Here is a 12,105-nt window from a genome sequence, read left to right as displayed (position 1 = left end):
GGGAGCCGGCGCACTCGGGATCATCGCCGCGTCGGCCGACTGTCCGCGCACTTGACCAGTCACCGCCACGGCGAAGTCGGCAACCGTTGCCTGGCTGTCAGCGGTTGCGCGGGGTGACCAGGCCGGATTCGTAGGCGAGGACCACGAGTTGGGCCCGGTCGCGGGTGCGGAGTTTGGTCATGGCCCGGTTGATGTGGGTTTTCGCGGTCATCGGGCTGATCACCATGTGGCCGGCGATCTGGTCGTTGGACAGGCCCTGTGCGGCCAGGGCGACCGCTTCGCGCTCGCGGCTGGTCAGCTCCTCCAGCGCGGCACTGATGGTGGGGAGCGGCTGGGTGACGTACCGGTGGATCAGCTTGCGGGTGATGGACGGGGCGAGCAGAGCGTCGCCGCGGGCGGCTACTCGTACGGCGTGCAGGAGGTCCTCCGGCAGGATGTCCTTGACCAGGAACCCGGCGGCGCCGGCGCGCAGCGCGTCGAGGACGTATTCGTCCATGCCGTAGTTGGTCAGTATGACGACGTGCACGTCGGCCAGGGCCGGGTCCGCGGCGATGCGCCGGGTCGTCTCGATGCCGTCCATGACCGGCATCTGGATGTCGATGAGCGCGACGTCGGGCAGACGCTCCTTGATGAGCACCAACGCCTCTTCGCCATCGGCGGCTTCGGCCACCACGTCGATGTCGTCCTCGAGGTCGAGAAGCGCGCGGAAGCCGCTGCGGATGAGCGGCTGGTCGTCGACCAGCAGGACACGGATCATGATGCTCGTTCCACGGGGAGTTCGGCCTGGACGGTGAAACCGTGCTCGGTGCGCGGCTGCGCGCGCAACTGGCCGCCAAGGGCGGTGACGCGTTCGTGCATGCCGATCAGCCCGAGGCCGGGGGCCGGGGCGTTATCAGGAGTGGCCTTGCCGTCGTCGTCCACCTGGACGCACAGCGCGTCGAATCGGTATTCGATCCGGACTGCCGCGGTGGTGGCGCAGGCATGCCGTGCGGTGTTGGTCAGTGCCTCCTGGACGATGCGGTAGGCGGTCCGGCCCACCGCGGCCGGCACGTCGTGCCGTGGTCCTTCGATCGTCAGCGTCGCGCCGAGGCCCATCGAACGGGCGCGCTCCACCAGTTCCGGTACCTGCTCAAGGCCCTGCGGCGGGGTGGTGTCGTCGCCACGCAGGGCCTCCAGAGTCGCGCGTAGCTCCCGGGTCGCCTCCCGCCCCGCCGTCTGGATCGCGAGCAGCGTCTCGGGTACGTGCTCACCGCGCCTGCGGGCTACGTGGACGGCGACCTCGGACTGCACCTTGATGATCGAAATCTGGTGGGTGAGGGAATCGTGCAACTCCCGCGCGATGCGCAGCCGCTCCTCATCCGCGCGGCGCCTAGCGGTCTCCTCCCGGGTGCGCTCGGCTTCGTCCGCCCGCCGCTCGGCCTGCCGCAGCGCCTCCCCGGCGGCAAAGGCGGCGATCAGCCAGGCGATCTCCAGTACGTTCCGGGCCTGTGCGAACGCCTCGCGCGGCGGCCCTTCGCGGAAGACCAGCGCCGTGAGAGGAAGGACGACGAGCAAAGACACGGATACCGCCACCGTCAGGGCACGGTGCCCGGCCCGCACGGCGCCGTACACCGCAACCAGGTACGAGACAGCGAGCACCTCGAATCCCGCCGCCTCGTAGCCCACCGCGCACAGGCCGGTGATGGCCAGCACGGCGATCGGAGCCCTGCGACGCGCGAGCAGCGCCAGGCCGCCCGCCACCAGCAGCACGGAGCCGAACAGTTCGAGCTTTCCGGCCCGATGCTGCTCCCACAGCCCGGTTCCCAGCAGCAGTGCCGCCACGCTGACGGCAATCGCCCAGTCCATGGCACCGGCCGGGACACGAAAACGCCCTGTGTCCATGCGTGCACCCTAGCCGGACGCCGCTGCGGGAGAGTCCCGCCTGCGGACGAGAGGGCGACTACCGCACCCGCGGTAGTCGCCCGCCGCCTGCCGCAGGCGCAGCAGGTGCCTGCCATGTCGACGGCAGTCCGAAGAGACTGCGCTCGCCGGACGACCAGTGGTGCGGTCGGCAGGCACGCTCAAGGCACAGCGAAACTGCGGAACTCGCCGCGCACGGAGGAGGAGAGTGGCATGAGCGCAACAGATGTCCTGATGGTGGCCGCCGAGGGGGGAGTCATCGGCAACGGGCGGACGGGGGCCAATCTGGCCCTTGGGGTGGGGGCGATCGGCGTGGCCCTTGGCCGGCTGGCTCTGGCCCGCGTCGCGGGCCGTATCAGCACCGGCAACGCGCGCACCGGCGCCATGGCGGCCATGGCGGTGGGCCTGGTCGGCACGGCCCTCGCGGCGCTGCACCTGGCCACCGCCCATGGTGGCCCCGGCACCGGCAACGGGATTCTGGGAGCCATCGCTGCCATCCCCTTGGGGCTGATCGCCCTGGTCCTCGGCGGGCGCGCTCTCGCTCGCTCCCGACGGCCTGCGCGGACCGCCGACAGCTTCCAACACGAGCGGGAGTTCGGGTCCGCCTCATGAGCACCGCCGGGCCCACGCTGACGGTCAGCCCGGACCTGTGAGTCCGGACCTGTGAGTCCGGGGCGAGCCCTCTTCGGACTGGTGGATGAGCCCGTACGAGGCCGTAGCGGGCTCGGGCACGGCCGACCACGGCACGAGCGGGCCCGGTCCGCAGGTGGACGGGTGGCGCTTGCCGCCGGGGGTGATCCGGCTGATCGCCGAGGTGGGCGTCATCGGGGCCGAGCCGAAGGGCCTGGCGGCTCCAGGTGACCGCGATGTACACCCAGGGGAGGTTCGACGTTGGCGGGCCGCTCCGCCTGTACGCCGCTCCGCCCTCGACGACAGGAAGCCGGGAGGCCCCGGCGGAGGTTTCGTCCTCCACGCCGCGCGCCCGAAGCGCGCTCGCACCGACGCGGTACAGCCCGACCTGCCGTGGCACAGCAATGATCGACATCCTGGTTGCAGACGTCTGGCCTGCGACAACGGTCAAAGAGGCTCCGCTCCGAGTAGAGGGGAGGGGCCTCTGCGCGTTGGAAGGGAAAATCGCTGCGTCTCATGGTTCGACTGCCTCCGCTGAGCTGGAGTGGCGCCCAGGATTCCGTGTCGGACAGGTCTCTCAGGGAGCGGCAGGGAGCGGCAGGGACCAGGGAGGGACCGCAAGGACAAGAACCCAACCGACAAGGACCAACCGACCGACAAGAACCAACGACAAGAACCAACCGACAAGGACCGCGCAAGGCTGACAGAGATGCACACGACTGACACCTCGCGGGGCGCCCCTGTCAACGGCTCGTTACGAACTCGTGGCCCGGCGACGTCGTCGAGAGACGGCGACAGGCAACGCGAACGCGCGCCGTCCAGGGCGGCGGCGGGTTCGTCCATGACGGCGGCCCCACTGGTTCAGGAAGTCCGCCTGCTCGCCGGTCCTCAGTGGTCCGTCTGCCGGGGAGACGGGCACGGTCCGCCGTGGCAAGGCCAGTTGGGGCGGCTCGCGACAACCGGCCGCCCGTGCCGCAACGGCGAGCTGCCCGGGGACCACATCGCTCCGGGGCTGTTGACGCACTGGTCGGATTGCCCTCATTATCGGGCCACTCGATGTCATCGATGACACAAGTCAACGATGACATTTCTTGCCGACCGCCGTGGACGACGGCACTGCAAGGCGTCACTTTTCGGCCGGTCCGCGGGGGCAGCACGCTCCGCCGCCCGGACGGCCACAGCACAGGAGACCTCATGAGCTCTGGACGTGTACCCCGGCATGCCCGTATACGGATGATCGCGGCGGTGGCGACCGTCTGCGCCCTGTCCGCGGCCCCGCTCGCCCCCCAGGCCGTTGCCGCCGACACCCCTGCGTACTCCGAGACCTACCGGCCCCAGTTCCACTTCACTCCGGAGAAGAACTGGATGAACGATCCCAACGGGCTCGTGTACTACGAGGGCGAGTACCACCTCTTCTACCAGTACAACCCGAACGGCAACTCCTGGGGCGACATGTCCTGGGGGCATGCGGTGAGCCGGGACCTCGTGCACTGGGAGGAGCTGCCGCTCGCCCTGTCGCACGACGACGAGGAGATGGTGTTCTCCGGCAGCGCGGTCGTCGACCGGGACAACACCACCGGGTTCGGCACGAAGGAGAACCCGGCGATGGTGGCGATCTACACCAGCGCCTACAAGAACGGCGGCAAGCAGGCCCAGTCGCTCGCCTACAGCACCGACCGGGGCCGCACCTGGACCAAGTACCAGGGCAACCCCGTCCTCGACATCGGCTCCAAGGAATTCCGCGACCCCAAGGTCCAGTGGTACGCGCCGACCCAGAGCTGGCTGATGACGGTGTCGCTGTCCACCGAGCACAAGGTGCGGTTCTACTCGTCGAAGAACCTCAAGGACTGGGAGCTGCAGAGCGAGTTCGGGCCGGCCGGCGCGACCGGCGGTGTGTGGGAGTGCCCCGACCTGTTCCCCCTCGCGGTCGACGGGAACAAGAAGAAGATCAAGTGGGTCCTGGTCGTCAACATCAACCCCGGTGGCATCGCCGGTGGTTCGGCCGCCCAGTACTTCGTCGGCGACTTCGACGGCAAGAAGTTCACCGCCGACGACAAGGGCACCTACACCCCGCCCACCGGCACGGTGGTGCAGGACTTCGAGAACGCCGACTTCGGTACGTGGACGACGACCGGCACCGCCTTCGGCGACGGACCGGCGGCCGGGGCGCTGGCCGGGCAGGGGACTGTCGAGGGCTTCGACGGCAAGGGCCTCGCCAACAGCTTCCACTCCGGTGACGGCACCACCGGCACCCTCACCTCACCCGAATTCACCGTCGACAGCCCCTACCTGAACTTCAAGGTCGGCGGCGGACGTCACCCGCACGAGGCCGGAACCGTCTTGGAGCAGGGACCGCCGCCCGAGGGTACGGTCCTCGCCGACTTCGAAGGCGGCAGCTACGGCGACTGGACGACGACCGGAGACGCCTTCGGGCCGGCACCGGCCACCGGCACCCTCCCCAACCAGCAGGAAGTCTCCGGATTCCTGGGCGACGGCCTGGTCAACTCCTACCTGAACGGCGACTCCACCACCGGCACGCTCACCTCGCCCGAGTTCACCATCGACAAGAAGCACCTCAACTTCCTCATCGGCGGCGGCAACCACCCCGCCGGCTCGGCCGACCCGACCGCCGTCGAACTCCTCGTCGACGGCGAAGTGGTGCGCAGCGCCACCGGAAAGGACAGCGAGGCGCTCAACTGGGCCTCCTGGGACGTCGGCGCTCTCGCCGGCAAGCAGGCGCGGATCAGGATCGTCGACGACAACACCGGCGGCTGGGGCCACCTCAACGTCGACCACATCATGCTGTCCGACGCCTTGGCCCCGCGCGTCTCCCAGGAGACGTCCGTCAACCTCGTCGTCGACGGTCAGGTCGTCCGCAGCGCCACCGGTGCCAACAGCGAAACCCTGGACTGGGCCTCCTTCGACCTGCGTCCCTACGCCGGCAAGAAGGCGAAGATCCAGGTCGTCGACATGAACAACGCCGGCTGGGGCCACATCCTGGCCGACCGGTTCACCGAAGCCGACACCGCCGCCAAGTCCGTCGTGCAGCGCGCCGACTGGGCCGACCACGGCAAGGACTACTACGCCGCCGTGTCCTGGGAGGACGCCCCGGACGGCAAGCGGTACATGGTCGGCTGGATGAGCAACTGGGACTACAGCGGTGCCGTCCCCACCTCCCCCTGGCGCGGCGCGCAGAGCGTCCCCCGGGAGATGGCCCTGCGCACGGTCGACGGTCGGATCCGCCTGATCAGCAATCCGGTCGACAGCCTGGAGTCCCTGCGCCGGCCGCACGCGGTGTCCGCGTCCGACCTCACCGTCAAGGACACCTCCAAGGCCTTGATCGGCCCCGCGGCCAAGGGCAAAGCCCTCGACATCCAGGCGACGTTCTCCCTCGAGGACGCCGACCGCTTCGGCCTGAAGGTCCGCACGGGCGCGAACGGCGAGGAGACCGTCATCGGCTACGACAGCACGACACAGGAGCTGTACGTCGACCGCACCCGCTCCGGCGCCGTGGACTTCAACAGCACCTTCCCCGGCGTCCAGACGGCACCCCTGAAGCCCAAGAACGGCAAGGTCAAGCTGCGGATCCTCGTCGACTGGTCCTCCGTCGAGGTCTTCGGCGGCAACGGCGAAGCGGTGATCACCGACCAGATCTTCCCCGACCCCGCCAGCCAGGGAGTGGAGTTCTTCGCCGAGAACGGCACCGTGAAGCTCGACAAGGCCGTCGTCTGGCACCTCGACTCCGCCCACGACCGTTGAGACCGCCGCGCGACACGACGCGAGGCCGCGACTAGCGTGCCTCCCTGCAAGGTCACGGCCCGGCCCACGTCGGTACGCTCCTCCGGAAGAGCCGGTGCCGTGGCAGGCAGCCCCCACCAGCGAATACATGAGGGCAGCATCCGGGCCATGCCCCGAAGCCAGGCCCAGAGGCGCATTGGACCGCATTCCGGTGCCCTCGGCCATCGCCTGCATTCGAATGCCTGCCCCTCTTCCCGCCACGCCGGTGCCCGGCCGCGCCGATGTCCCCCTTCGGCGACGGAACACCGCATGCTCCTGATACCGCCACCGATGGCTTTCTACGGTTGGTCGCCCGCAGCGCCCAGCCGCATCCTGGACGGAGCGGGGAAGTAACGCTGGGCGGCCGCCTGGTCGAGGCGCTCGCCCCGGTGACCGGGGTGCAGGTGCGGTCACACCGGGCTCGGAGGCCGGCGGCCTTCTGGCGGGACCCGAGGAACGTGACGGGGGATCACGGATTCGAGTGGGTGAACTCGGGCTCCTTCTCCTGAGCGACCGAGGTCCTGATCTCTGCTCCGGCCCTGGCCCTGGCCCTGGCCCTGTTCCTGGCCCGTGCTTCTGCACTGCGGCCCTTGCCCGGAAGCAGCAGGGCCACGGACACCGCCCCCACTCCCAGGATCGCCGCGCCCACCAGGCTGGTGTGAGCCACCGCGTCCGCGAAGGACGCGCTGACCGCGTCCGCCATCCGGTGGGCGCCGTCGGTGAGTTGGTCGGCCTGCTCCTGGAGCTGTGCGGCCTGCTGCGGGTCGGCCGCCCGCGCTGCTTGTTCGGCGAGCTGCCGTGCCTGGTCGCCGATGCCCTCGGCGACCGAGTACCCGGCGGCGACCGAGTCCTGCGCCTGGCTCAGTGCGTCGGCCGGGAGGTTGCTGCCGGCGGTTGCGTCCGACAGGTTCGACGAGTACGAGGTCGACAGCAGCGAACCGAGGATGGCGATGCCGATCGCCCCGCCCAGTTCCTGCGAGGTGTCGTTGACCGCGCTGCCCACGCCCAGCTCCTCCTCGGGGAACGCTCCCATGATCGCGTCCGTGCAGGGCGAGAGCGCCAGGCCGATCGCGAGCCCGAGTGCGAAGAGGGGTGCCACGAAATCGCCGTACGACGACGACCTGTCGACCTGGGTGAGCAGTGCGAGTGCCAGCGTGCCGCCGGCCATGCCCGCGACGATCGTCGCCTTCATGCCGATGCGCGGGGTGAGGTAGCCGGTCAGCGCGGAGCCGAGGAAGACCGCGCCGGCGAGCGGCAGCATGCGTATGCCGGTCTCCAGCGCGTCGTACCGCAGGACGAACTGGAGGTGCTGGGTGAGGAAGAAGAAGGCGCCGAAGACCGCGAGAAGGAACAGTACGACGGCGATGTTGGCACCCGTGAACGCGCGGTTCGCGAAACGGCGCAGGTCGAGGAGGGGGTGCGGGTGGTGCAGCTCCCAGAGGACGAACACCACGAGCCCCACGACCGTGACGACCGTGCCCGTGACCGCCTTGACGTCCCAGCCGTGCGGGGCCTCGATGAGCGTGAAGACCAGCGCGGCGATCCACACCACCGACAGCAGCCCACCGACGTAGTCGATCCGCGGCGCGTGCGTGGCCTTGGACGGCGGTACCAGGACGAAGGCGCCGACGATGGCGAGGGCGATCACGGGAACGTTGGTCAGGAAGGTGGACTGCCAGCTGAAGCTCTCCAACAGCATGCCCGCGATCAGCGGTCCGGCGGCGATGGCGAAACCGGCGGTGCCCGCCCACAAGGTGATCGCCTTGGTCCGCTCGGCGCGCGGGAAGGTCGCGGCGAGCAGGGAGAGCGTGGCGGGCATGATGAGCGCCGCACCGACACCCATCACCGCACGGGCCGCGATGACTCCGGCCGCGCTGTCGACCAGTGAACCCCAGATTGCTCCGCCGCCGAACAGGACGAGCCCGAGGACGAGCGCGCCGCGCCGGCTGTACTTGTCGCCGATCGCCGCGAACAGCAGCATCAGGGCGGCGTAAGGGATGGTGTAGGCGTCGATCACCCACTGCAGGTCCGTGCTGGACAGACCGAGGTCCTGGGTCATGGAGGGAGCCGCGACCGTGAGGGCGGTGTTGGCCATCACGATCATCAGCAGGCTCAGACAGAGCACGAGCAGAGCCCACCAGCGCCGGGCGTAGGGCCCGTTCATTCTCTCGACCGGTTCGTCCATGAACACACGCATGAGCTGGGGTCCTTTCACGAAGGGGGTCCACGCGATGCCCCTGCGGGCAGGGGGCGGGTGCACCAAACGGCAGGGAGCGCCGCGAGCATCCGTTCGACAGACTTTATCATGTGACAAAGTCGATTGACCGGGCCTGGTGTCGCGTAGCTGTTGTGAGGTGCGTCGCCCGGTGGGGTGCTCGCTTGTTGCTGCTGTTGCTGCTGCGGCTGCGGATCGCGGAGTGGGAGCGGATCGCGCCGGGGGATCTGATGTCCCGGGTCACCTCGGACACGACGCTGCTGCGGGCGGTCAGCACCCAGGCGGTCGTCTCCGCGGCCACCGGCGCGGTCGCGTTCGTCGCGGCGATCGTGATGATGGCGTTCCTCGACGCCGTGCTGCTGGGTGTGACGCTCGGCGTGGTCGTGCTGGTCGGCGGGGCCGCCGCGCTGGTGATGCCGCGGATCGCGCGGGCCACCGAACGCTCGCAGGAGGCGGTCGGGGAGATCTCCATCGCGTTGGAGCGGGCCTTCGGGGCGTTCCGTACGGTGAAGGCGTCCGGTGCCGAGGAGCGGGAGACCGCCCGGGTGGAGGCGGCGGCACGGCGGGCGTGGCGGCACGGCGTGAAGAGCGCGAAGTGGGAGTCCGTGGCCGGCTCGGCGGACGGACTCGCCGTCCAGCCGGCCTTCCTCGCGGTGCTCGCGGTCGGCGGGGCGCGGGTGGCGTCCGGGGAGATCCCCGTGTCCACCCTCATCGCCTTCCTGCTGCACCTCTTCTACCTGATCGAACCGGTGTCCCAGCTGGTCGACGCCGTGTCCCACCATCAGGAGGGGGCGGCCGCGATCTCCCGGATCGCGCACGTGGAACGCCTGTCGACGGTGACAGGCGCCGACCGGATCGTTGTCATGGAGGCCGGCCGGGTCCGGTCGGTGGGCACCCATGAGGAACTGGTGACCGAGGACCGGCTGTACGCTCGGCTGGCGGCCACCCAGCTGGTGACCCCCGCGCGATGACCCACCACACGCCGGGTTGTCCGGCCGTCCACTGGCCCATTCCGGCCGGACGGCCACACGCGCCGACACCAACCAGATACCAGGACCGCGAAAGGCCGCGCATGTACACCGAGTCAGCCATCCCCTACAGACGTGCTGTGTGGGACTGGCTGGCCCAGCCGACCGCGCTGTTCGGCGGCGTGTACGGGCTCTTGGTGTCGAGTTCGGCCGTCGCCGCGCTCACGGAGTTGGGCGAGACTCAGGCGGCGAGTATGGACGACGCCCGGTGGGTCCTGTTCACTGCCCTCGCCTCGGCCCTGGCCCATGGTTATGCCCACCAGATCGCCCACCGCGATGCGCAGGCCCATCCCGGCATACGGGGTGTGGTGCGTGCCGTGCTCGGCGAATGGCCGTTGGTGCTGGCGGCGCTGCCCACCACACTGCTGCTGTGTGGGGCAGGCCTCGGCTGGTGGCGTTCAGAGGGCATCGAGTACATCGCCTTCGGAATCAACATCGTCCTGCTGCTGTGCTGGGGTCTGCTCGCATGCCGGGCCGCAGGCCACACATGGGGACGAGCCGTCAGGATCGGCTGTGCCGACGCGCTCCTGGGAGTGGCCGTCGCCTTGGTGAGCACCCTGCTGAAGTGAGACGCGGCGACTCGTCACAGATGCCGGTGACGAGGGCGGGGCCGAGGTCGCTGAGTCGCGTGCCGGCCCTGTCCGGCCTTCGTCAGGCCGCTGACTCTGCAGAAGGCACCGGTCGGTCAGTCCGTACTGAGGGGAATCCGTAGCCTCACCCGGTAGCCGCCCTCCGCGGTCGGGCCCGCCTCCAGGGTGCCCTGGAGGATGTCGGCCCGTTCCCGCAGGCCGACCAGACCGTGCTGTGATCCGGGCAGGGACAACGAGGGACGTGTGGGCGGGGTGTTGGCGACGGTCACTCCGACGTGGTCGCCGTCCTGCCACAGCTCGACGTGGGCGTCGGCGCCGGGGGCGTGCTTGCGGACGTTGGTCAGCGCTTCCTGGACCGTGCGGTAGACGGCCCGTTGGGCCGGTGTGCCCACGGTGGGCGGGAGTTCACCCTTCAGCTGTGCGTGAGTGCCGCTGGATTCCACGAGTCTGTGCAGGTCGGCCAGGGTGGGCTGAGGCGTCAGCTCGGTGGCTTGGCCGCCGGAGGCGCGCAGCAGCGTGACCATGGTGCGCAGTTCGTCGAGTGTGGTGACGCTCAGCGAACGGATCGTGCGGGCGGCCTCTTTGGCGTTCGGGTCCTTGGCGGCCACCTGCATGGCTCCGGCCTGTACGGCGATCAGGCTGACCTGGTGGGAGACCACGTCGTGCATCTCGCGGGCCAGCTGAGCGCGTTCGCGGGCGAGCACGGCCTGGGCATGCAGGGCCCGCTCGTGCTCCCTGGCCTCCTCGATCTCCGCCAGCCGCCGAGCCAGGTCCCGGTGCGCCTGGAGGAGCTGTCCGAAGAGGACCGGGGCCGCGGCGGTGGCCAGGCTGTACACGAAGTCGATCAGCGTCATGGTCCGGCCGACCTCGGCGAAACCGGCCAGGGGCCACGGAATACTGCCCGCGACCGCGGCCAGGGCGACGCATCCCGCGAGGAGAGGACGGTTGCGGGAGCGTGCGGCCAGGGTGAACAGCGCCACGAGCGGGGCGAGGGCGATGTCCTGCGTCAGCGCGATGGGCAGGGTGAGCAGGAAGACGCCGAGCGGGAACCGGCGCCGGAAGGCCAGCGCGGCGCAGCCGAGCCCGGCCGGCGCGACGGGGCGCGTGTCGTCCCACAGGCTCGGCCACAGGTCCAGGACGGCCACCGCCACCAGGACGATGTCGACGACCGGCGCGGGCACTCGCTCCCACAGGACACGTGCGCGATTCATCGTGTGGCGTCCGGCTGCGGGCGCTCGTCGAGCAGCCCGGCCCGCTGCGCCAGCAGCGCGGCCTGCACCCGGCTGGTCACGCGAAGCTTGGAGAGGATCGCGCTGACGTGGTCCTTCACGGTGCCGGCACCCAGGTGGATACGCGCCCCGATGTCGGCGTTCGTCAGGCCCTCCGCCACCAGGACGAGGACGTCACGCTCGCGGGCGGTGAGCAGCCGGACGCGGGCCGCCTCCTCGTCGACTGCGGCCTCGGTGCGGGGGTGGCTGTGCAGCAGGGTCCGCGACGCCCTGGGGGAGAGGACCACTCCGCCCGCGGCCAGGGTGCGCACCAGGTGGGCGAGCTGCTCCGGCTCGGTGTCCTTGAGCAGGAAACCGGCCGCGCCGCAGTGCAGCGCGGTGAGGATGTACTCGTCGGCGTCGAACGTGGTCAGCATCGCCACCACCGGAGCATCCGGCATCGTCCGCAGCTCGCGCAGCACGGTGAGCCCGTCGACGTCCGGCATCCGGATGTCCAGCAGGACCACGTCGGGCCGCTCCCGGCGGACGGTCCCCACGGCTTCGCCGCCGCTCGCGGTCGCGACGACCTCGATGTCCTCGGACGCGCCCAGGATGAGCCCGAAGCCCGACCGGACCAGGGCCTCGTCGTCCACCACCACTACCCGGATCACGTGCGCTCCGCCTCACCCTCGTCCCTACCGCCCAGCTCATACCGCCCGGCTCATACCGCCTCGACCCTAAAGCCCCGGAGCGTCCCC

At 70.1% G+C, this 12,105-nt stretch carries 8 protein-coding genes and 1 pseudogene; 4 read left to right on the top strand and 5 right to left on the bottom strand.

What is annotated here, in order from left to right; translation table 11 throughout:
• Window positions 1–97: 97 nt before the first annotated feature.
• Window positions 98–757 (bottom strand): response regulator transcription factor, encoded by a 660-nt coding sequence (locus OG858_RS14560; protein ID WP_319259454.1) that lies wholly within the window; start codon window positions 755–757, stop codon window positions 98–100.
• A complete protein-coding gene (locus tag OG858_RS14555; RefSeq protein ID WP_319259451.1) occupies window positions 754–1,881 on the bottom strand; it encodes a sensor histidine kinase in 1,128 nt (375 codons plus the stop codon). Before OG858_RS14555 ends, OG858_RS14560 begins: the two co-directional genes overlap by 4 nt.
• 231 nt (window positions 1,882–2,112) lie before the next feature.
• Here OG858_RS14555 and OG858_RS14550 point away from each other — a divergent pair, with 231 nt between their 5' ends.
• Complete coding sequence (locus tag OG858_RS14550) at window positions 2,113–2,511, top strand: DUF6223 family protein (RefSeq protein ID WP_086748033.1); 399 nt, start codon at window positions 2,113–2,115, stop codon at window positions 2,509–2,511.
• A 1,212-nt stretch (window positions 2,512–3,723) separates the two neighbouring features.
• A complete protein-coding gene (locus OG858_RS14545; protein ID WP_328544819.1) occupies window positions 3,724–6,288 on the top strand; it encodes a GH32 C-terminal domain-containing protein in 2,565 nt (854 codons plus the stop codon).
• Window positions 6,289–6,775: 487 nt separating this feature from the next.
• Here the strand turns inward: OG858_RS14545 and OG858_RS14540 are convergent, their stop codons facing one another.
• The gene (locus OG858_RS14540) at window positions 6,776–8,503 is read right to left on the bottom strand and encodes an MFS transporter (RefSeq protein ID WP_327723979.1); all 1,728 of its coding nucleotides are present in this window, start codon (window positions 8,501–8,503) and stop codon (window positions 6,776–6,778) included.
• A gap of 179 nt (window positions 8,504–8,682) precedes the next feature.
• Between OG858_RS14540 and OG858_RS14535 the strand changes: the two are divergent.
• A pseudogene (locus OG858_RS14535) lies at window positions 8,683–9,354 on the top strand (ABC transporter transmembrane domain-containing protein); the annotation flags it as partial.
• A 239-nt stretch (window positions 9,355–9,593) separates the two neighbouring features.
• Window positions 9,594–10,118, top strand: a complete 525-nt coding sequence (locus OG858_RS14530) for a hypothetical protein (protein ID WP_319316945.1) — start codon at window positions 9,594–9,596, stop codon at window positions 10,116–10,118.
• Between the two features lie 116 nt (window positions 10,119–10,234).
• On the opposite strand, the gene OG858_RS14525 is transcribed toward OG858_RS14530, so the two are convergent.
• Together OG858_RS14525 and OG858_RS14520 are read right to left on the bottom strand one after the other, a co-directional pair.
• Window positions 10,235–11,350 (bottom strand): sensor histidine kinase, encoded by a 1,116-nt coding sequence (locus OG858_RS14525; RefSeq protein WP_328544820.1) that lies wholly within the window; start codon window positions 11,348–11,350, stop codon window positions 10,235–10,237.
• The gene (locus OG858_RS14520; RefSeq protein WP_256960357.1) at window positions 11,347–12,018 is read right to left on the bottom strand and encodes a response regulator; all 672 of its coding nucleotides are present in this window, start codon (window positions 12,016–12,018) and stop codon (window positions 11,347–11,349) included. Before OG858_RS14520 ends, OG858_RS14525 begins: the two co-directional genes overlap by 4 nt.
• Window positions 12,019–12,105 lie beyond the last annotated feature (87 nt).

It is taken from the genome of Streptomyces europaeiscabiei, from assembly GCF_036346855.1.
Classification (GTDB): domain Bacteria; phylum Actinomycetota; class Actinomycetes; order Streptomycetales; family Streptomycetaceae; genus Streptomyces; species Streptomyces europaeiscabiei.
This window is presented reverse-complemented; position numbering and strand designations above follow the sequence as displayed.